Origin of the sequence: Microcystis sp. M165S2, assembly GCF_020245885.1 — a bacterium.
In the GTDB taxonomy this organism is placed as follows: Bacteria; Cyanobacteriota; Cyanobacteriia; order Cyanobacteriales; family Microcystaceae; genus Microcystis.
Genome location: NZ_JADBTZ010000388.1, coordinates 1 through 21,107, shown reverse-complemented (window position 1 = coordinate 21,107; position 21,107 = coordinate 1). Strand labels below are relative to the sequence as shown.

General features: G+C 39.4%; 17 protein-coding genes and 1 pseudogene. 9 read left to right on the top strand and 9 right to left on the bottom strand.

Annotation, left to right across the window (positions count from 1 at the left end):
• Positions 1 to 277: 277 nt before the first annotated feature.
• The 5 genes from IM479_RS19280 to IM479_RS19260 all read left to right on the top strand — a co-directional run bounded on the left by IM479_RS19280 (position 278) and on the right by IM479_RS19260 (position 4,871).
• A complete protein-coding gene (locus tag IM479_RS19280) occupies positions 278 to 1,351 on the top strand; it encodes a serine/threonine-protein kinase (RefSeq protein WP_287686789.1) in 1,074 nt (357 codons plus the stop codon).
• A gap of 178 nt (positions 1,352 to 1,529) precedes the next feature.
• The gene (locus IM479_RS19275) at positions 1,530 to 1,814 is read left to right on the top strand and encodes a hypothetical protein (RefSeq protein WP_287077746.1); all 285 of its coding nucleotides are present in this window, start codon (positions 1,530 to 1,532) and stop codon (positions 1,812 to 1,814) included.
• A gap of 186 nt (positions 1,815 to 2,000) precedes the next feature.
• Entirely contained in the window at positions 2,001 to 2,492 is a 492-nt protein-coding gene (locus tag IM479_RS19270; RefSeq protein ID WP_287686787.1) for a COP23 domain-containing protein, read from the top strand.
• 59 nt (positions 2,493 to 2,551) lie between these two features.
• Positions 2,552 to 3,955: a S1 family peptidase gene (locus IM479_RS19265; RefSeq protein WP_287686785.1), complete on the top strand. Its 1,404-nt coding sequence runs from the start codon at positions 2,552 to 2,554 to the stop codon at positions 3,953 to 3,955.
• Positions 3,939 to 4,871: a S1 family peptidase gene (locus IM479_RS19260; protein WP_287077743.1), complete on the top strand. Its 933-nt coding sequence runs from the start codon at positions 3,939 to 3,941 to the stop codon at positions 4,869 to 4,871. The genes IM479_RS19265 and IM479_RS19260 overlap by 17 nt, the downstream gene beginning before the upstream one ends.
• A 160-nt stretch (positions 4,872 to 5,031) precedes the next feature.
• Here the strand turns inward: IM479_RS19260 and IM479_RS19255 are convergent, their stop codons facing one another.
• From IM479_RS19255 to IM479_RS19240, 4 genes are all read right to left on the bottom strand, one after another.
• The gene (locus IM479_RS19255; RefSeq protein ID WP_287686783.1) at positions 5,032 to 5,517 is read right to left on the bottom strand and encodes a PIN domain-containing protein; all 486 of its coding nucleotides are present in this window, start codon (positions 5,515 to 5,517) and stop codon (positions 5,032 to 5,034) included.
• The gene (locus IM479_RS19250) at positions 5,510 to 5,761 is read right to left on the bottom strand and encodes a UPF0175 family protein (RefSeq protein WP_002739985.1); all 252 of its coding nucleotides are present in this window, start codon (positions 5,759 to 5,761) and stop codon (positions 5,510 to 5,512) included. The genes IM479_RS19255 and IM479_RS19250 overlap by 8 nt, the downstream gene beginning before the upstream one ends.
• Positions 5,762 to 6,070: 309 nt before the next feature.
• Positions 6,071 to 6,427 carry a DUF5615 family PIN-like protein gene (locus IM479_RS19245; RefSeq protein ID WP_287686791.1) on the bottom strand — a complete coding sequence of 119 codons (357 nt, stop codon included), beginning with the start codon at positions 6,425 to 6,427 and terminating at the stop codon, positions 6,071 to 6,073.
• Positions 6,424 to 6,729, bottom strand: a complete 306-nt coding sequence (locus tag IM479_RS19240; RefSeq protein ID WP_286824183.1) for a DUF433 domain-containing protein — start codon at positions 6,727 to 6,729, stop codon at positions 6,424 to 6,426. Before IM479_RS19240 ends, IM479_RS19245 begins: the two co-directional genes overlap by 4 nt.
• Positions 6,730 to 7,513: 784 nt before the next feature.
• On the opposite strand from IM479_RS19240, the gene IM479_RS19235 reads away from it, so the two are divergent.
• A complete protein-coding gene (locus tag IM479_RS19235; RefSeq protein WP_287686790.1) occupies positions 7,514 to 8,263 on the top strand; it encodes an SIMPL domain-containing protein in 750 nt (249 codons plus the stop codon).
• Positions 8,264 to 8,401: 138 nt separating this feature from the next.
• Positions 8,402 to 9,614: pseudogene (locus tag IM479_RS19230) on the top strand (RNA-guided endonuclease InsQ/TnpB family protein).
• A 58-nt stretch (positions 9,615 to 9,672) separates the two neighbouring features.
• Here the strand turns inward: IM479_RS19230 and IM479_RS19225 are convergent.
• The 5 genes from IM479_RS19225 to IM479_RS19205 form a co-directional block, all read right to left on the bottom strand.
• Entirely contained in the window at positions 9,673 to 11,334 is a 1,662-nt protein-coding gene (locus IM479_RS19225) for a GUN4 domain-containing protein (RefSeq protein ID WP_287686781.1), read from the bottom strand.
• Between the two features lie 111 nt (positions 11,335 to 11,445).
• A complete protein-coding gene (locus IM479_RS19220) occupies positions 11,446 to 11,895 on the bottom strand; it encodes a hypothetical protein (RefSeq protein WP_286824179.1) in 450 nt (149 codons plus the stop codon).
• Positions 11,896 to 11,946: 51 nt separating this feature from the next.
• Entirely contained in the window at positions 11,947 to 13,959 is a 2,013-nt protein-coding gene (locus tag IM479_RS19215) for a phospholipase effector Tle1 domain-containing protein (protein ID WP_287686779.1), read from the bottom strand.
• Between the two features lie 320 nt (positions 13,960 to 14,279).
• Entirely contained in the window at positions 14,280 to 15,449 is a 1,170-nt protein-coding gene (locus tag IM479_RS19210; RefSeq protein ID WP_286824177.1) for a DUF6014 family protein, read from the bottom strand.
• A gap of 61 nt (positions 15,450 to 15,510) precedes the next feature.
• Complete coding sequence (locus IM479_RS19205; RefSeq protein ID WP_287686777.1) at positions 15,511 to 17,580, bottom strand: ABC transporter ATP-binding protein/permease; 2,070 nt, start codon at positions 17,578 to 17,580, stop codon at positions 15,511 to 15,513.
• Positions 17,581 to 17,617: 37 nt separating this feature from the next.
• Between IM479_RS19205 and IM479_RS19200 the strand changes: the two genes are divergently transcribed.
• Positions 17,618 to 17,746: a hypothetical protein gene (locus IM479_RS19200; protein WP_287686775.1), complete on the top strand. Its 129-nt coding sequence runs from the start codon at positions 17,618 to 17,620 to the stop codon at positions 17,744 to 17,746.
• Between the two features lie 469 nt (positions 17,747 to 18,215).
• Positions 18,216 to 21,107 (top strand): non-ribosomal peptide synthetase (locus tag IM479_RS19195; RefSeq protein WP_287686773.1); only part of this gene is annotated, 2,892 nt, incomplete at its 3' end.

The window sequence follows — 21,107 nt, the reverse complement described above, 5'->3', positions numbered from 1 at the left end:
CCAGTCGATTCTCGATTCTCAAGGTCGTGTAATTGGTACTTGGGCCGATGTGTTAAACCGCGCTGGTATCGGTATGGAAGTAATGCACGAGCGTAATGCACATAACTTCCCCTTAGACTTGGCTAGTGGTGAACAGGCTCCCGTAGCTCTGATTGCTCCCGCTATCAATGGTTAATTCCTAGTCTGAATGAAAAGGCACTCCCGCGAGGGGGTGCTTTTTTGTGGGCATGGTTGCTAGAATATAAATCATCTTCTGTCAAGATTGCCAACCAAGACCATGAAACCCTCAATGATTATTGGCCAGTATTATAAAATTGTAAAAAAATTGGGTGTGGGTGGATTTGGAGAAACCTATATAGCTGAAGATTCACGGCGTTTAGGAAGTCAATGTGTTATTAAGAAGCTTATCTTTAAAAGCAATAACCAAGAGGAACTTAAAAAAGCGCAGGAGTTATTTAATCGAGAAGCTCAAACGCTAGTGAATTTAGGCAAACACGATCAAATTCCTTATTTACTTGCCTACTTTTTAGACAATCAAGAATTTTATTTAGTTCAAGAATATATAGAGGGCAATTCGCTGGAAGAAGAAATTCGCAATCGGGGAAAATTTGAGGAACAGGAAGTCATTGAATTTTTGCTAGGGATTCTCCCCGTTTTAGAATACATTCATAAAAAACAAGTAATTCATCGAGACATCAAGCCATCGAATATCTTGCGTCGGGATCGAGATAAAAAAATTATTTTGATTGATTTTGGAGGAGTCAAAGCACCTCTTTTAACCAGTTCAAAATTACCGAATTTATCGGGAGGGAATCTAACTAAAATTTATACCAGTGGTTATACGCCAAAAGAACAAATGGACGGTTATCCAGAATTCAATAGTGATATTTATGCTTTGGGAATGACTGTTATTAATGCTTTAACTGGTATTGAACCAAAAGATATATCTCGTAATTCGAGTACCAAACTGCTCGCATGGAGAACAAAGTCTAATGACGTGGGGGATCAACTAGCGGCTATTATCGATCGAATGATTCAAGAAAACCACACAGATCGCTATAAAAACGTAGAGGAAATTCTTGAAGACTTGCATCATTTGGAAAAAACAGTAGTTATCAATCATAGTCGAGTCAGTGTTCTTCGTTCGGCGATCAATACCCAGATTCCTATGGTCAATATACCTCTGGGCAAGTTTTTGATGATATTAGTCATGATCACAGGATTTATCTGGGGTTTTAATCTACTGAAGCCGAGCAAGTCCCCAATTCCAAACCCATCTCCTAGTCCTTCTTCGCCACCCGAAAACGGGGGAGAGATTTTTCTTCGTCCCGATAATCTAAAGAAGAACTAGGCTAGAGTCAAAGCACATCTAATCGTCTGGCTCGATAAGGGAAAGAAATGATTCTGGTTTCTGTGTGGAAATGGGGTATATACTGATAGTTTCTTCGGTAAAATAGCCCTAAAAGTCTTTTCCAGTAACCATTTCACCTTACATAAACAAAAATTATCACACAAAGTCGAGAAGAGCCATGACACGTCAATTTCATCAGATTATACCCCTGTTGGGATTATTGATTAGCTCGTTAAGTCTCTATACCGCCCAATACAATCTGCACTTTGTCTGGAAAAATCTAGTGTTGAATTGTCAATCTCATCGCCACCTAGAAATTTGTCGGGATGTGCTACCGACTAGAGGTTCCGATAAACCTCTATTCCTTCGCACTGAAGAAAATGAACGAGAACGGTTGATCGAGCCATCAGAACCCCTATTTTTGCCGACTGATTCCTACCGAAAGCCGATCAGAGTACCTTGATTTTGTCAGAAAATCGTGACAAAACGAACACGGGTGCAGAAATTGTTGAGTTAAGATGATCTGAGTATTATCCTTTGGAGGGTTTTAACGTTGAATAGACTCAAGAGGTTCGCAATAGTTCTTGTAGCGGCAGTAGTCGGATTTTCGGTCTTATTCTCTCAGCCGATTTTCGCAAAAAACCCGCCAGTGACGTTTCAGTGTCAAACTTTCAGTAGTGGTGTTCCCACTACTGTGGCTACTAGCCCGCAATGGCAGAACCAACCACGTCAATTGATTCGGTGGTTAGAACCGTTAGCGAGAGAGGCTGGCTACACTACCCATCGACGCTGTCAAGAGGTCAGTAATCGTCTTAATGAAAAGTTCAGTAAAGGTGGTCAATATATAAGGGCTGATTATATCAACGGAAATCCTACAATTTGTACTACGAATCAAGAGGGAGCTAAATGTAGAGAAGAGCAACTTCTGTGGACGCTTGATGGAAATATTTACGGATTCGAGGATGGTAGTGGTGGGAAAGAAAGCCCTAGTCAATTATTAGAAGATTTGTTCGCTCTCAATGATAGAAACTTTTCTGGGCGGCCTCTCAAGCAGTGTGGTAATAAGTCAACTTTCGTTAACATTATGGCGGTTTTACGAGGTGAAGAGAAGGTGGCCAGAGAAGTGTGTGTTTCGCAGTAATCATGAAACTTAGAAAATTTATCGTTATCTTTCTGTTAACTTGCATGGTGTTGTTCACCATGCAAGCTTTTTTAAATCCTATCGACGGACAAACTTCTCATGCTGATGAGCAAAACTCTATAGGGAAGATGGATGAAGATATAATAAGGGATATCGCTAGATTGATCACTGTAAGAGTTTACACAGTTTTATGGGAAGATTGGCCATTGACAACAGACGTCAGTGGTTCGGGAGTTATCGTTGATAGGCAAGAAATCAAACGGAAAAATAGTCAAAGCATCTACAATTATTTAGTCTTAACAAACGCTCATGTCTCATCTGGAATTGACAAATTTTATATTCAAACTCATGAGGGTTTCATTCATAGAGGTCAAATTCATCCCAAGGCTAAATTCGAGCAAATGGGGGTAAAAGCTGATCTAGCCTTGTTATGGTTCGAGAGTCCTTATCAATACGAAACAGCCATTAAAAAAACCTCGGAAAATTTGCCAGATAAAAGTGACTTTTTTGTGACTGGATTTCCCTGTAAATTAAGTGCAGTTCCTAGTATTGATTGTTCAGCAGAATTTCTTTTTACCAAAGGCAAAGGATGGGTTATTGATCGCTATCTAAAGGACGGATATCAATTGGCTTTTACCAATGACACCGAGGAAGGAACCAGTGGAGGTGCAATTCTCGATCATAAAGGGCATTTAGTAGGAATCAATGGAAAAGGAAAAACCACGACTGATGCCCCACAAAATAACTACGCAGATAATGAGAGAGTTCCGTTAATTATTCAAGAAAATGCTCCCTTATCTTTGGGATTACCTATTGATTGGTATTTATCGCTTAATTCCCAGCAATTATTTAGAGATTTACCGACCTCCACGCCTCAATTAGAACCGATCGGATTTTTGTCCCCACCTCCTTCCGTCAAATCAGAAACTCGTGGGGTAAGTAAGTTAAACCCCATGACTGCTGTTGATCGGCTAACTCTTGAACAAAAGTTGAACATGATCTTGATACTATCGGGGGTATTGCCTTTGATAGTATTGATTCTGATAATATCAGTAGTTTTGACAATCCTTAAAAATAGAATCGAAAATTTTTGGATTTATTTTCATCCAACAGAAATAGCAACATTTCAGATAGAATCGAACCACAAAATTAAATTTTTTATATCAAATTCTGAAAAGGTAGTCGATTTTCCTACACATAAGTCCACAAAATTGGAAGCTGCACATAACTGTCAAATAATGCTTACTCCCTTAAGTTTGGGAAGCAATCAAAACAAAACTATTATCCCAAAAATAGTAAATCCTGATAAACACTATTATCGATACGAGCTATATAAAACAGAGGAAAATAACACAGTTATTTATCAAATTGTTTGTAAAGGGAAAAATCTTAAACAAAGATATGATATATCTAAAAGTGAAATTGTTACCATTCAATTTGAATTTAATGACAACACTGGTTAATAAAAAATCTCTTAAAAAAAGAAATATTTTTCACGAAAGCAAAGTAAAAAAGATGAAGTATCGAGCTATTTATACCATTTATTTGTCAATTCTTTTATGGGGTATATTGGTAGGTTGTGAAAAAGACGGCACTACGCCACAACAGCAGGAGGTAAATCCATCAGTAATTTCCGAAATATTAAGAAAATCTACTGTGTATATCAAAGGAATAGGAACGGGTATAATCATCGGTTCCGCTTCTAATAATTACTATGTGCTAACCGCTAAACACGTAGTAGATAACCCATCTTCAAAAGAGATCGTTACCTACGACCGTCGATTCTATCCGATCCAAGAAATTATCCCAGATAGAACATTAGACCTAGCCATTGTTAAATTCACCAGCGAGATGGATTATCCTACTGTCACTTTAAATCGCAATATCTCTCAAGGTCAAGCAGTCTCGGTATTAGGTTGGAGATATTGTTCTGGAAAACCCAAAGAGGAGTTGACACGTGGAACTATAGAGCAGATCGTCCGATCCGATCAAGAGTATACCGAAAATGATAAAAAGCTTTTAGAGAATCTCGACGATCCAAAAAAACACTTTCAAGAGGGAAATCGAGTCAAATATACAAATCCAACAATTGAAGGAATGAGTGGGGCTGGAGTTTTTAATCAACATGATCAAGTGGTGGCTATTCATGCTACGGCTGGAACCTATGAGAACAGTACAGAAAACTGTTCGGTGTTAGATAGTACCCATAGTCCTAACTGGGGAATTCCGATCGAGGTTTTTTTAGATTCTCCATTATCTCGCGGAATCCCGATCAAAACGATCAAAGCTTCTCCTGACCAGAAGGAAAATCCTTCCCCGCAGAATATCAAGGAACAATCAAATGAGCCGATCTTTAAAAGACCGAAATCAAGAAATTAATCTCATTTGTTTGACCTGTACCGTTTACTGTTCATCATCGTAAACGTTTAGGGGTGAAAGCGGCACTCACAGGAAAGCAAATTCTGTCTTTGATTGAACGGTATTTTCGATTAGTTGTCCCGCACGTCTGTTACCGAGGGGAGAGGGAAGGGGAACTATTCTATCCTTCACCAGCTAATTTTAAGACAGAAGTACGCGTAGTGGCATCTAAGCGAAAATTCAGCAATTCTAGTTGATTAAGAATTGGCTCAATACGGTGTAGATAACAATTTTGTTTAGCCTTTAATAATATTCCCATTGTTCCAGTGAGTTTTATTCCTAATAAGTTTGCATATCGTCTTGCCAATCCATCATCAAGTAAAGCGAGAGAATCGGGAATTTCTATTGCTAAAGCTAATACTTCTTTTTCTCCTTTTCCTAAATCAGTGACAAGGGGTAAAAGAGAAACTGATTTTGCTTGTTGAATAATTATCCAACTTAAGGAGGTTATATCAGGTAAAGAGATTCCAGAAGCCTTTCCAACAGCTAACTCTTGATCTACTGAAAAAGGAATAATTATCTGTCCGTAAAAGTTTGGTAGTAACTCAAGTAAGTTAGTCTGATAGAGGTATTGAATCGGTGATGTATCGGCAATGACGTTAGGCATTGGCCAGATCCTCGATTAATTCTGCTTCCTTGAGTCGGAAGGTATCAACTCCATAGTCTGCAAGTTTAGAAAGAAAAACAACTCGTGGAATACCTGCTAAATTGGCAGCAGTGCCAGAGGAAAGTTTTCCCAGTTCATAAAGTTTAATGGCAGCAAGAAGAGAGATTTCTTGTGCCAGTTGTTCTGGGGTGAGATGTAAAGCGAGGGCGGTTTCATCGGGTAGGGAGAGAGTGATTTGGTACATGATGAATACTAGAGTTTTTCTTATTATACTAAATCCGTTGAGTATAGGCTACACATCAGTACAGGCAAAAGTAATAAGCAATAGACAAAAGGGGCAACAGATAATCAGTTTTTAATAACCGAATTTAGTACCAGACGCTTCACGAAGCTATTAGACAAACTCCTCTTCTGGCGGCTTTATCTGTAGTCGGCATTTTTCGCCGTTTCTGTGTGTATAAATAGGCAGAGATTTTATGAGCTTAAAAAAAGCGAAATAAATGGCAAAAGAGCGAGGAATAGGATTTAAGTTTTAAGATTTGTAAATTGTAGCTTACCCTTTAATAAATTCTACATTATTCTCGATCTGTTCACTTGTTTTCCCAGAAATTAATTCCAAAATTTGGCGTAATTGTTCTCCAATTGAGTAACGTTGTTGAGGAGCGAGTATGATTCCTAGATGAGATTTACTTTCCGTTAAATACTGAGTGTGTAGGCGGTAAAAATCGCCTCGATTAAAAGTGTATAATACCCTTCCTTGACCAGTAGCATAGTCTAATTGTTCTGAATCGGAGCTCCCCAACATCGCTGCTTCTGTAGCCGTTATCACATCGACTCCTCTAGCTCTTAAAGCCGCTACAAGGCTCTGATCCATCGAGTCTTCATCTAAATATAATGTCAGCTTGACTATTTATTTAACTTAGATTGAAGCCACTCCTGTTCAAATTGTTTCACCTCGGCTTCTTCCTGAGCTAAATCAGTTTCAATTTCTTCCCTGTTGGCATGATAGTAAGTTAAAGCCGCATAAACTTTGGCTAAATCCAAATGGGGATGTCCTATCCGGTTTAAAATTTCTTCAGGAGTCAGCCCTAATTTATACCAAGAAACAATGCGGCGTACTGTAAATCCTGTCCCAGTAATTGTTGGTCTTCCTCCTCGAATTTCAGGAGAATGATCGATTAAAGTTCCAATTTCAATTGTCGTCGTAGTCATGATCCAAATCATTAATAAATTTGCCTTTTAATTAGGGTTTGCGGCAAAAAGTTTTTCTTGGGGGCAGGGTGTGGGGTGTGGGGTGTAGGGTTTTACCGATTTTCAGGGGGTCAACTACCTAATTTTCAGGGAAAAAGTCCCTGAATTTTCCCCCTGATCACTCCCAGTCCGGTACTTTTTGATTGACAAAAAGTCTAAAAGTCTTACCCAACAAGGTTTTTGGATTTATTCAGCCAACCCTAATTATATCATAATAACGGTTGAAAATAAAGCTAACATTTTCAATTTAGCAATTCTCAGTTTTAGACACAGCAAGTCTTTTAGTGATTTTAAGAACATTTTAAAGGGGGATTTTTGGGCAACTTTGGATGTACTATCACGTCAAAAGCCTGAAGACTCGTGAAATGAAATTCGCAATCCCATGGAATTTTATGCCGTATTATGCGAACTAACCCCCAAAAGCCTTGCTACAGGGCAAATTTAGAATTGCTATTCTAAAGGAGATTTCCGTGATCGCAGTTTTAAAATGTCCCTCAAATAGAGAAGAATCAGAGGAAAGCTTATCCAGTCAAGTTTTGAGCGAAAGCGACCGCAATCTCAGATATCTTGGGGATTGTTGCAAAAAAGAGGCTTTATGCCTCTTTTTAGGTGATTTCTGGCCAAGATAGTCGATCTGTAAAAGCGCATCAACCTGACGCAAGAAAAATTGATTTTTGTAAATAATAATTTCAACTCGCTCGCTACTAGCATAGGATAGAAACGTCCGATTTCTAGGATGGGGATGATGAAAGACAGTTCTATATTCCGACGTTTCCCACAAGTATTCGCAGGTTTGTCGGTGCTATCGATCGCTCTCGTCTTGAGTTCCTGGATAGCGGCGCGCTCCCTCTTAGCGGTGAAACGGGCCAGCGATGTTTTTGTCGTGACTGGTTCGGCAAAAAGGGCGATTACATCCGATTATATTCTCTGGCGTTTATCGGTTTCCAGTCAACAACCCACCGCCCGCGAAGCCTACCGCGATCTGATCCGGCAAACCGAGCGGATACGAGCTTATCTCAAAGAAAAACAAGTTCCCGACGACGCAATCACCACCAACGCGATCGAGACGATGGCGATTCCCGAAGTAACAGCTAACGGCCAGGAAACCGGGCAAATTCTCGCCTATCGCCTCACCCAACGCTTCGAGATCCGAGCGGGGGATGTGGCCCGTTACACGGAACTTTCTCGGCAGGTAACGGAATTGATCGAGGAGGGAATTAACCTCGTCTCCGAACCCCCCCAATACCTTTACACCCAACTCGATAAGCTGCGGGTGGAAATGGTGGCGGCAGCGACCAAGGATGCGAGAGCCAGAGCCGAAGCGATCGCCAGTAGTACCGGCAGTCGGGTGGGAAGGGTGCGCGATGCGAAAACGGGAGTTTTTCAGATCACCTCGCGCAATTCCACTGACGTGAGCGATTCGGGAATTTACGACACCTCCTCGCTCGACAAAGATATTACCGCGGTCGTTTCGGTGACGTTCGGGATCGAGTGAATTACAACACAATCTTTACCGAAAACTTGGGTTTAAACCCCCGCCCTCTGCTACGCTAAAGGGCTGTTTTTAGATAATGGGTTGTCAGTTTAATATTTAATCTGTTAGAATAAGTTTATTCTTGAAATTTTAGCGTAAATGTTTGTCCTAGAGTTTAAGGTTGAGGCTAAATTAAAACAATATCAGGCTATAGACGATGCTATCCGCACCGCCCAATTCATCCGCAATAAATGCTTAAGGTATTGGATGGACAACAAAGGTGTAAACAATTATGATCTATCAGCTTATTGTCGAGTTTTAGCCCATGACTTTAAATTTGCTGGTCAATTAAATTCTCAGGCAAGGCAAGCATCGGCTGAAAAGGCATGGTCTTCTATTTCCCGTTTCTTTGACAACTGTAAGCAGAAGGTAATCGGGAAAAAAGGGTATCCACGGTTGAAAAAGTTTTCTCGCTCGGTTGAATATAAAACAACAGGATGGAAGCTGATTAATCCTAAAACTATTCACTTTAGCGATCAAAAGGGGATTGGAACACTTAAACTAAAAGGCACTTGGGATTTAGGATACTTTCAGTAGTCTGACATTAAGCGAGTTAGGCTTATTAAACGTGCTGACGGCTATTATTGTCAATTTGTTCTTTCTTGTGACGTTAAAGAAGATGTTAAGCCATCAGGTAAGTGTATCGGACTAGATGTGGGATTAGCTTCTTTCTATACAGATAACAATGGCAACAAGGTTGATAATCCTAAATTTTTGAAAAAGTCCGAGAAAAGATTAAAACGACTTCAAAGACGATTATCTAAAAAGAAAAAGGGAAGTAAAAATCGTCAAAAAGCTAGACAAAGATTAGCTAAAGCTCACCTTAAAGTAAATAGGCAACGTAAAGACTTTGCTGTGAAGTTAGCAAGGTGCGTAGTTCACTTCTTAGATGTGATAGCCCAGGTCGATTTAAGAGTTAAGAACTTAGTTAAGAATCATTGTTTAGCTAAATCGATAAATGATGCGTCCTGGTATCAGTTTCGAGAATGGATAGAGTATTTTGGGGTTAAATTTGGCAAGATAACAATTGCTGTCGCACCGAATTATACAAGTCAAAATTGTTCAAACTGTGGTGAAACTGTCAAAAAATCTTGATCGACTAGAACCCATCAATGCAAGTGTGGATGTGTTTTAGATCGGGATGAAAACGCCGCTATCAATATCCTTAAGAAGGGGTTAGGTACTGTAGGGCATACAGGAACTTTCGATGCTCGACCCAATAAACGCTTGGGGAGAGAATACCTCTACTTTTTCAGAAGCAATTCTGTCTAAGCAAGTAATCTCTTTGAACCAAGAATCCCAGTCGCTTTAGCGCGCGGGGAGTGTCAATTAACGAATAATTTAGATAGTCAACAGCTTAGATAATCGCTTTAAAAGTCAGACAGAGGAATAATTCCACAGGCTTGAATTTTGCTTAAAACGAGATGAAGTTGCCACAATAACCAATTGCCAACTCTCCAGAAAGCCACGGAGTTTTGATTGTCAGAAGCTTCCGCAGATGGGTAACAAAGATTTTCTTCAAAAATCAACCAATGAACGGGTAAATGACCGAGGGGAGAATTCGGCTCTAATTCAAAGTTTAGTTGCTCATAATTGAGCCATTGACCTTCTTTCCGCCAACCCAGCCGATCGCCAAGTTTCTTTTGGGTTTCATAATCCACTAAACCACCGAGACTAGAGAAAATGGCTTGCTGAATACTAAAACCGAAATGACCATTACTATAATGAAGCCAAAGTTGATCAATTTTTTTCAGATCCGAACAAGGTAATTGAGCAATATCTTGAGGATAAACCTCATTCCAGTAGGTTCTACCCAAAATTTTTAATAGTAGTTGGGTTGTTTGGCGATCGGCCGCTTGCCACTGTTGCTTTCTTAGCAAATCTTGTAATTGATTATAATCAATATCAGCCGATTCTTGAGTTAAGATATTTGGGGAAGTCTGGGGATTTTTAGAAGTAGAAGATTTGTGAAGACTGTTTTGAGTGAATTGAGAGACAACTATTGCCAGGGGAGTTTTGGGGATAGTGTCTTTTTGACAAGCCTCTTGTTCTGCTAAATGATGAGATAATTTATTGATGGTTTTTTCTAGGGAAATAAATTGTTCTGACCATTCACTTTCATTGAATAAGTAATCATTAAATTGATCAGAGGAAAAAGCCTCTTTTAACCTTGCTTCTTTCTCGTAACCAGTCGCCAGAAAATTTAGCAAAAACTCAGAATTTATGGCTGAATCTGACGTTTCTAAGAGAGCAGGCTGAGGTGGAAAAATATTATCTACCAAATACTTAATTTCTCCAACTGTTGCATAAAATTCTTCATCCACCTTAATCACTTCTTCTATTAATAATTGAAAAGGAGCAAAATAGTCCTGTAAGTAGTTTTCAAAATTAATCGCATTTTGGGCAAGATCAGCAATTTCTTGGCGAACTCGTTGAGATTTGAGTTGATAATGATTTAATTCCTCATAAATTTTGAGTTCTTGAATAATTGCTTGCACAATTTTTTTCTGCTTTTGAGTATCCTCGGCTAATTTCTGAACTCCTTCTCCTAGTAATTTAGTTTTTCTCAACATCAAAAAAGATGTTTTTCCCAGTAGCAAAATTGACCGAAAATTTTCCTGTTTTTCTAGCTTGAGTTGATTGAGAATATTCTGATTATTATTGTTTTTAATTTCTAACTTTATTCTCTCGTAGTCTAATATTTTCAATTCTTGATATTTTTGGGAAAATAAAATTTTGAGATTGTCACTGAGTTGGAGTAAAAAACGATAATATCCGTCCTGATAGATTTCTAGTCCATTAATTAGTAAATTATAGTCTTTAATTAATAACTGAGTCTCGATCAAGATTTCTTGTTGAGTAATTTTTTCTTTTCGTTTAATAATCTTACCAAAATAGTAATGGTAGCGAACTCCTTCTTGAATTAATTTCCGACGTTCCTTGATGATTTTCTGAAAATTTTTTAAGTATCTATTTTTAAAAACAGGAAGTTGATAGCTTTGCTCATAAATGGCAATTTTTTTATAGGTCATCAGATGTTGAGAGTTCCTATTTAGCATAGCTATCTTAGACCAAAAAATTCCTCAATACTTAGCAATAATCATCCGCTGCCCCCATCTCTTGCAAGAGGGAGCAATACCTAATTAAACATTTTCAACTTCAACAACAACTGGTTCATTTTCAATAACTGGTTCATTTTCAATAACTGGTTCATTTTCAATAACAACTGTTTGAGGATTTTCAGGAGTTGGCTCAGTTACCGTTTCTTGCTGCTTTACTGTCTGTTCTTGATGGTCAGTCAAGTGTTTTTTGGTTTTTAATTTCAGGTCATCAGTCAGAGGTAAAGCATCAATTTCAGCTAAAAGTGTTTCCAGGGATTCTTTTTTACTTCGCTCAGTGTAAAAAGCATTCAGAACCGCTTCAATTCCGTACTCGGCGATCGCATCTCCTAAGACAGTAACCAACCCCATCGCTCCGATACCCAGAAAAACTACAAAGGGTTGTCCGAGGGTGAAAATTAGCACGATGACAGCAATAATAGCCGAAGCTAAATAAGTACCTGCCACTTTTTTGATAATGTTATCGAGTTCCATAAAAATCACCTCAAATTTCTAGCGAAGGATTAGTTTAATTTTAAAGCAAGGTTACTCTGTCTGTTGATCGTCGTCAAGTAAAGCTTTAAGAAAAGGTTCAAGACTTTTGGGACGATAATCGGAAAAGGCCTTTAATCGTTTTACCACACTGTGATGAACAGTGACAACTTTTGTATTGAAATATCGCCATTGCTCACCTCCCAAGGCCGACAATCCTTTAACAGTATTATCGAACTTGATGGTCGGGTCTGGTTTAATTTGGAATTCCTCGGATTCAGAGGTAGTTGAATTAAACTCTAATCCCAATTTTTTGGCTTGATTAATCATCCATTGTAACGGGTAGTCGGAAAGTCCTTGATATTCTTTTTTGCCACCACCTAGACAGGTATGTTCACCGACAAATAAAACTTCTTTGACAACTTGTTCAGGATTTTCGGGATTGGCTTTGATCGGAGTGGAAGGGAAGTTTTTACGTTTTTCATCAATGGCAACAGCATGAAAAGCATTCTGGATAATCGGACTTAGTTTTGTATTACTAAATTCATATTTTTTATGATAAAACTTAGCCAGGGGAAACCAGGGAGTTAAATCGGGAATACCAAAATTGCCAACTGTATCCCAACAACCTAACATCTTGACTGGAATACGATCTTGAAAATCTTCCTTTTCTGTCTCAATTTTTTTAGCATTAGCGGCACGAAATTGTTGAGCTTTGGCACTATCGGAACTAACGGTGTGGTCTCGATAGAGTTGATAAGCTAGGGGAATTTCTTTAATCTTAGAGCGTTTTAGGATTCCACATTTATCGATAAAACTGGCCAAACATCGAACGATATATGCTCCTCGACTAAAACCTAACAAATAAATTTCATCCTCGGTTGTGGGATTGTAGTTAAGGACAAGAAAACGATAGGCATCTTGAATCATTCGATCGAGGCCCCAGCCAAAAGTTTCATTCCCTAAACTTTTAATAAATTCGTTATCTTCGGGGCTGCCAGAACCTGACAGAAAGACGATTTGGGGGGTTTGATCTTCGGCAATATACTTAATAGATTCGGCGAATTTAACCACATTGGTGGGGTAAGCACTGGCAGAGTCTTCCCAAGAACCATCACAACAAATAATTAACCGTTTTTTCTGGTTTGAATAAGTGAGGCTATCCGGTTGAGAAATTGCTGTTTCAGTAATCTCCTCAATTTCATTGCTGGCAAGGGCAGCTTCTTCGGCAATTATAATTGATTCTGAATTATCTTCCCGGGAAGGTTCTTGATTTTCAGATGGAGCATCCTGTTCAATCACTTCTTCTTCTTCAAGGGAGTTAAAAATTTCGTTGACCATTGTTATCCTTTTCGCACTCCTTCTAGCTTTACTGCCAGTCTGAGTTTTTGATTTAGGGATCGAGGTCGGTTTGGAGGGAAGACTATCTAGTTGCCAGGTTGTCCCATAAAGAATACCATGATTGCTATAACTTGTTTGATCCTCGGCACTGCCATTGAGTGATAAATAAGTGACTAAACCAAGGTCATCAACTAAGGGAGATTGATACATCGCTTCTTGGATTTCTTCTTGGCTACGCGCTTGATTCCAAACAGAAAGTTCTGCAAGACAACCTTGCCAATAATGGGAGAGATTAACAGAGGCTCCCAAGATGATTTTTTCAATCCCCGTTAAGGCCCGGTTATGACCGTTGCCACGATGCCAAATGATACCATTGCGATAGATCAACATTCGGCCTGTGGTGGCATTTTTGACCAAGGCCCAGTGAGTCCAATCACTATAATCTTTAAGCTTGACTTTTTTTTCAATTCGATCGAAACCTTCTTCATTTCCCGCGTCCCAAAAAATCGCAGGTTTCACGGGATCGCCCCAGGGCAAGGTAATATGTAGAACGCGGTTATTTTCCTGATTAACAGCTTCTAAAAGAGTGGTTTCTGTGGATAAATTATTTTCCCCTTTTGCCCAAAATGTAATGGTAATACTCTGATCGATGTCAAGAAATCCGTGGGATAGCTCCATGTGATCATCGATGCCATTAAATTTTAGTACAGAGCGTTGTTCAGCCATTGGTTTTGTAATCACCTAGGGGAGAAAGAGGTAATCAGGGGTTCAGGGATTCTGACTAATAAGAGACTGATCTATCTGTCGTGATTTCCCAGAATGCTACCGCCTAGCTTAACACATTTTAGTTATCTAGTGATATATATAAATAAATGTGTAGGAGTCAACGACTAATATTCCAGGGCCGGCACTTGCTGTGGCGAGAAACTCAGAGGAGTTGACCCCAATCCCTATCGCCATCAAGTAGTAGAGACCTAGTACTTGGAGGGATGCACATGGCTGACTGACATCCCTCCCCGGGCCGGTTATCAGCAAACCCTAGGTACTTATTGTAACTCTGACCAAATTCCTCGGCAGCGCTCTACAATTAGTCCCTGAAAAATTAATTGGGTTGCGGGATGAATCTCTACTTTATACAGAGCAAAAAGACCTGTTGGACTATTTAGATTTAACTCCCTTCGCGTTAGAGATAAAGCTTTTGTTCGGTGCATTTCCACCGCTTTTAGTAAGCCTGGATAACTGACATTACGCAGGGCCAATTGACCATTTTTTGTGAGATAAATAGCATCATTTTGCAAGAGATATTCCAAACTGATCAAACTAGCGTGGACATCCACATCTTTTTCTAAACCCCCTAAACGGTGAGCATCTAAACCAAAGCGAATGCAGAAATTAACAGCGACTAATTTTCCCGCTTCTTCGGCAGGTAAAGCACAGTCGGCAAATTCAAAGCCTAAACTATCTGAGCGCCACTCCTCGACTCCGGCATAGGTATAGTTTTGAAACAGTTTATTTTTGAGTTTCAAGTCAAATCCCAACCCACTAGCATGACCTGCTTCATGGAATTGGGTATCGAGATGGCGATAGCGTTCACCATTAATTTGATCCTCTAGGGGTCCTAATAGTAAATCGGCCGTTTCTGGCTCAAAAATTTTTCGGATACATTCGTAGCTAGAACCGGAAAAGCGTCTTTTTTGCTCACTGGCATTATTTAAAGCTGGCCCCTGAACACTATTGGGAAAAGTCCACCTATGGGGAACGATAAAAGCCTCCCCCTTTTCTCCGCTAACTGTACCACAACTAGCAATTTCAGTAAAGGACAAATTTCTGGGAATCGGTTGTCCTAAACTGCCAAATTTTTCACGAATTAACCTTTCTAGTTGTTCAATAGAAGGTTCACTATTTTTATGAATTTTTCCGTAAATCGCACTCAAAGTGACTTGTTGCTTCCCCTGACGATTGATGCTATAGGGAGCAATCATCAGAAAATAACCATTTTTATCGATAAAATTCAGATTAATGAAATCTTCTGATAAAATGCTCCAGTCATCGGTTTCTAAAGCCGCTGCTGTTTTCAGAAGCCACTGAGCCGGAATTTCACAGTTATCTGCTTCCTGTTGACGCAGTTTTTTCGCCGCAATTGCAATTTTATTTTGCTGGATATCTTGGACGATTTCTTGGAAGAACTGTTGTTGATTAACCAGGGTTTGATTCATTTTTTTGGTAGCTAAGTTGGTGTCATGGTTTAACGTTGTTTTTTGACCCATCTCTCATCGGCTAAACTCTTAGCCATTTTAAGATTTTAGGGTCTTTGTCATAGCGATAGGTCAGTCCATCTTTCCCCGTAATTGATTTTCCCTGACTGGCTTTGCTTCTAATGCTACTGAGAGAATAGTCGCTTAATTCCTTCATTTGTGCATGGGAAAGTCCTTCTTCGACTTCTGTTAAGATTGTTGTCGTTGGCGATTCGGGGGGGGGTTCCTTGGCAGAATTGATTTTAGGATTGACCTCGGTTTCCTGATTCGGTAAATCTTCAAGTCTAGTTTGAGAATTATCGACAGAAATATTAATAATTTCTTTCGCTTTTTGTCGGCGATATTCCTCCACTGTAAGCAGTTGCCAATGGGAATTACTAGAGAGTTCTAAAACCCATTGATGGTAGTTAAAGAGACTTTCCCGATGTCCAACACTAATAAAAGTTGTGTGAGTTTTTTGCAATTGCCGATATAAATTTTCCTCATTGTTTAAGTCCAAAGCACTTGTGGCTTCATCTAGGATAGTAAAACTGGGACGGGTAATTAATACCCTAGCAAAAGCCAAACGTTGTTGTTCTCCCAGGGACAAAATGTTCTCCCAAGGCTCTTCTGTATCAAAGCTATCGACTCGATTTAGTAAATTTTGGAGATTGACTTCTTGCAAAACTTCCCTCAATCTTATCTCATTGGTTTCTTGATTACGATTGGGATAAAGTAACTGTTCTCGCAAGGTTCCTAATATTATATAGGGACGTTGGGGCAGAAACAATACTTCTTCTAGGGGGGGACGCACTAATCGGCCGGTTCCTGCATTCCATAAACCGGCAATCGCACGTAGCAAGGAACTTTTACCCCGACCACTCGGACCGACAATTAATAAACCTTGTCCAGGCTGAACAGAAAGGGAGAGGTTTTCGACAATTACTTGTTCATAATCGGGGGTTTGCAAGGTGACATCTTCAAAGGAAAATTGGGTTTCTTCGATGGTTTTAATCGTGCTTAAATTTTCCGGTTGTTTAATGACTTCTTCTAAGGCTTCGGAAAATTGCGATAGACGTTCAACATAACTGCTAAATTGTGCCGAAGTGCCAAATTCACTAATTAATTCCGCCAGCGCCGTAGCAAACAAATTAGCCGCTAAACAGGCTTGCCCGACCTGTCCGAAACTAATGCCCTCACTATTGATATACAAAGGACCCAAAATGACAAAAGTAAATACTTGAATTGCCGCCTGATAGCCCCGACTAAAAATTTCTGTGCCTCTCTCCCAATCAATTTTACGTTTAGCACTGTCTAAGAGTTTATTAAATCTCCGCTGAATAATATTTAATTCCTGATTTTCTCCCTCAAAGAAAGCGATCGACTCCGCATGATTACGAATGTGGGTTAGAGCATAATTATAGTTAGCCTTAAGTTCTAATTCTTCTTGAGTGATTTTATTTAAGGCTTGGTTAAAATAGATAGCAATGACGTTACCGAGAATTGTCCAAACGACTAAAATAATGGCGACAGAGGAAGAAATTGACCAGAGAATCACTAAAAAAGTGATCATATCTAGGACATTTTCTAGGGAAACTGCAAAAAAGGAGAGAGCTTTACTGGTAATCGGCTCAATTTCCTGGGATAAACGCTGATCTGGGTTGTCGATATCGGATTTAAAATTAATTCTGTAATAGGCGCGATTATGCAAATATTTTGTGAGAATCCAGTCATTGAGCCAAGCATACCAATCCAGGGCGATTCTTTTCCTGAGAAATTTAAGCAAGCCAACAAAAAGGGTGACAAAGAGCAGTCCAACCGCGAAAACTACCAAAGTTTTGACAAATTTATCAAAATCATTTTTTTCAAGAATGACATCAACTAAGTAATTACTAACAAAGCTATTGAAGGCATTTAAGCCTACAACCCCTAGGATTACCCCGATTAGTAGGATGAGCATGGCCCAAGCTTGAATCACATCGGCAAAAGTCCTTCCCCCCGATTCAGTAGGATACCAATAGGGAGCAGCGATCAGCTTGACACTGTGCCAAAATTTGCTGACATCGGAGATAATATTAGTCGTCGATCGATCTTGAGAGACTTTGGCGGACATATAGCATTTATATTTGAGTTGTGGACATTTTGCTGGAATGATTTTAGATTTTGGCTGGATTGGCGGAGTTTATTCTGGGGTTGTCTGTTGGGTTCTAGTTTCAGGAGAAACCTTCCCCTGTGTAGAAGGCAATTGGCGAAAATATAAAGCTCCCCGACAATTTTAAGGTTATTGTGCTTGAGTTGTGCTAACATACTCCCGTCGCTTTATCTGTCAGCATAGAGCGATGGCTTTCTCAGCCCCCCTGCTACTGCTTTTTTCACCCTCGTTATCTTACTACAAGTAACCATTGTTTTGATAGCTAAAGCTAGTGAGCGCTTCTCAGACTACCACATATTACCGAATTTCGTTGACCATGACAAATTTTTTTTTCTATGATAAGATTTCAGGATACAGGTTTCAAAGCAATGAGGTGCGCCGATTTTCTTCCCCGTTTCCTGTTCCCCGTTCCCTCAAAGCGATAACATATCTTGCGATATCATGGTTAAAAATGTTCGATATATGTTACATTTTGTACTCGGCTTCCTTGCGCCCCTACAGTGGGGCAAATTCGGTTTCTGTAGGGGCATAAAGCATACGCCTTCCCCTAGATAACATTTTTTTATCACAAATGCGGGAGACTCATGAGTATAAATATGAAAACAATTTACCCACTTTCACGTGGTCAAGAAGCAATGTGGTTAATCTACCAGATTGCTCCAGAAAGCGTTGCTTATAATATATTTATTACTGCAAAAATTTATTCTTATTTAAAGATTCCTGTTGTCAATCGTGTATGGCAAAAAATTATTGAAAAGCACCCGATTCTGAGAACCACATATACCAGTCATGAAGGTAAACCAGTTCAACAAGTTAATCAACAACTGAATTTTAGTGTTGGGGTAATAGATGCCAGCGAATGGAGCGAAGACCACTTAAGAGAGAAAATCTATGCTATAGCTGACACCCCTTTTAACTTAGAAAAAGATTCAGTTTTGAGGGTGAATTTATTTACTCTTTCACCAGAAGACCATATTCTCTTGCTCACAATGCACCACATCGCTGGTGATATGTGGTCTTTTAATTTACTGCTGGGTGAATTTCAAACGTCATATACTAATGAAATCAAGCGAATTAGTCAAGGGCAGCCAGAAACAGTAGATTCTCTCAGTGAAAAAAAATCTTATGCAGATTTTGTCCACTGGCAGTCAGAAATGCTATCGGGTTCCAAAGGAGAAAAACAGTGGCAATATTGGCAAAAACAATTAGCTGGCGAATTGCCAATTTTGAATTTGCTCCCAGACAAACCCCGCCCCCCAGTAAAGACTTATCAAGGGGCATCATATATTGCCAAGCTAGATGAACAGTTAATTGAAAAACTCAAGCATCTAGCTCTAGCCACAGGAACAACCCTTTATCGGATTCTGCTCACAGTATTTTACGTCCAACTTTACCGTTACACTAATCAAACAGACATCCTCATAGGCAGCCCGATGAGGGGTCGGACGGGTAAAGAGTTTAAAGAGATTGTCGGCTACTTTTCTAATCTGACCGTTTTAAGAGTTTTTGTCGAGGAGAATGCCACATTTACGGAACTTCTTGCTCAAGTCAGCAAAATAGTTAGGCAAGCTCAAAAGCATCAAGATTACCCATTTTCTCTGTTAGTAGAAAAACTCCAGCCACAACGCGATCCCAGCCGTTCGCCTTTCTGTCAAGTTAGTTTTACTTGGCAAGCACAAACTTGGTGTGAACAAAAGGAGAACTTATCCCCCAGTCAAGAACCAATGCTACAGATGGCTCCCTATTTACTTGGACATCAACGCGGTGCAGACTTTGATCTAAGTTTAATGGTAATGGAAGCAGCAGAAACCTTCCAACTAAACTGGCAATACAATACTGACTTGTTTGAGGATACTACCATCACACCCATGGCAGGGCATTTTGTGACTTTGCTAGAGTCAATTGTTGAAAATCCACAGCAACCAGTGTCATTGTTACCTTTACTGACACAGCGAGAGCAACATCAACTATTAGTCGAATGGAACAACACTAAAGCTGAATATCCCTCAAATAAGTGTATTCATCAATTATTTGAGGAGCAAGTTGAACGGACTCCTAATGCTGTAGCGGTGGTATGTTCAGGTCAACAATTAACCTATAATGAGTTAAATCGTCGAGCTAATCAGTTAGCACATTATTTGCAATCTTTGGGTGTTAAACCTGATGAATTAGTGGGGATTTGTGTTGAACGCTCTTTAGAGATGATTGTGGGATTATTGGGTATATTAAAAGCGGGTGGGGCTTATGTTCCCCTTGACCCAAATTATCCAGCAGAAAGATTGAGTTATATGTTGGCTAATTCAAAAGTTGAGGTGTTATTAACTCAACAGGAATTGTTGTCATTTTTACCGTCATCTACTGCACAGACAGTTTGTTTGGATAGAGATTGGCAAAAGATTGGACAATTTGGTAATTCTAATCTTTATACAGGTGTAAGTTCAGATAATCTTGCTTATGTGATTTACACTTCAGGTTCTACTGGACAGCCAAAAGGAGTGGCTATGAATCATCGTCCGCTTGTCAATCTTATAGTTTGGCAAGTGAAACAACCATCTGCTAAATATGGCACAAAGACAGGTCAATTTACACCAATAAGTTTTGATGTTTCTTTTCAAGAAATCTTTTCTACTTTGTGTTCAGGTGGCCTATTCGTTTTAATTACAGAAGAAATCCGCAGAGATGGAACAGCATTATTAAAAATGCTCACACAAGGAGCCATTGAAAGACTATTTCTTCCTTTTGTTGCGTTAGAACAGTTAGCCCAGAGTGCTGCTAATACTCAATTTCTCCCTCAAAATCTTCAGGAATTGATTACTGCTGGAGAGCAATTAAAAATTACTCCGGTACTAACAGACTTTTTCAATAAGCTTCCTAATTGTCGGCTAGAAAATCAGTATGGACCAACAGAAAGCCATGTAGTAACAGCATTTTCTTTAACAGGTTATCCCAATATTTGGCCATCACTTCCACCAATAGGTCGTCCAATTTCTAACACACAAATCTACATTTTAGACTCCAATCTTCAACCAGTACCTGTAGGTATTCCAGGAGAATTACACATAGGTGGAGCAGGATTAGCAAGAGGTTATCTTAACCGTCCCGAATTAACACAAGAAAAATTTATCCCTAATCCTTTTAGTAATTACTCAGATTCTCGTCTCTACAAAACTGGGGACTTAGCGCGTTATTTACCTGACGGTAATATTGAATATTTGGGACGCATTGACAACCAAGTAAAAATACGAGGATTTCGTATTGAATTAGGAGAAATAGAAACATTATTAACTCAAAATCCTCAAGTGCAATCATCTGTTATTATTGCCTGGGAAGATACACCAGGAAACAAACGTTTAGTCGCCTACATTGTCCCCGAAAAAGAGGCAACACCAACCCCCAATGAAATGCGGCAATGCTTAAAAGAAAAGCTGCCAGAATATATGATTCCCAGTGCTTTCGTAATACTAGAATCATTACCCTTAACACCTAAT

Excerpts from the sequence above, each read along its gene's own strand:
- IM479_RS19280 (WP_287686789.1), top strand. The coding sequence starts at position 278 with ATGAAACCCTCAATGATTATTGGCCAGTATTATAAAATTGTAAAAAAA.
- IM479_RS19275 (WP_287077746.1), top strand. The coding sequence starts at position 1,530 with ATGACACGTCAATTTCATCAGATTATACCCCTGTTGGGATTATTGATT.
- IM479_RS19265 (WP_287686785.1), top strand. The coding sequence starts at position 2,552 with ATGCAAGCTTTTTTAAATCCTATCGACGGACAAACTTCTCATGCTGAT.
- IM479_RS19260 (WP_287077743.1), top strand. The coding sequence starts at position 3,939 with ATGACAACACTGGTTAATAAAAAATCTCTTAAAAAAAGAAATATTTTT.
- IM479_RS19255 (WP_287686783.1), bottom strand. The coding sequence starts at position 5,517 with ATGCCTAACGTCATTGCCGATACATCACCGATTCAATACCTCTATCAG.
- IM479_RS19250 (WP_002739985.1), bottom strand. The coding sequence starts at position 5,761 with ATGTACCAAATCACTCTCTCCCTACCCGATGAAACCGCCCTCGCTTTA.
- IM479_RS19240 (WP_286824183.1), bottom strand. The coding sequence starts at position 6,729 with ATGACTACGACGACAATTGAAATTGGAACTTTAATCGATCATTCTCCT.
- IM479_RS19235 (WP_287686790.1), top strand. The coding sequence starts at position 7,514 with ATGAAAGACAGTTCTATATTCCGACGTTTCCCACAAGTATTCGCAGGT.
- IM479_RS19225 (WP_287686781.1), bottom strand. The coding sequence starts at position 11,334 with ATGACCTATAAAAAAATTGCCATTTATGAGCAAAGCTATCAACTTCCT.
- IM479_RS19220 (WP_286824179.1), bottom strand. The coding sequence starts at position 11,895 with ATGGAACTCGATAACATTATCAAAAAAGTGGCAGGTACTTATTTAGCT.
- IM479_RS19215 (WP_287686779.1), bottom strand. The coding sequence starts at position 13,959 with ATGGCTGAACAACGCTCTGTACTAAAATTTAATGGCATCGATGATCAC.
- IM479_RS19210 (WP_286824177.1), bottom strand. The coding sequence starts at position 15,449 with ATGAATCAAACCCTGGTTAATCAACAACAGTTCTTCCAAGAAATCGTC.
- IM479_RS19205 (WP_287686777.1), bottom strand. The coding sequence starts at position 17,580 with ATGTCCGCCAAAGTCTCTCAAGATCGATCGACGACTAATATTATCTCC.
- IM479_RS19200 (WP_287686775.1), top strand. The coding sequence starts at position 17,618 with ATGATTTTAGATTTTGGCTGGATTGGCGGAGTTTATTCTGGGGTTGTC.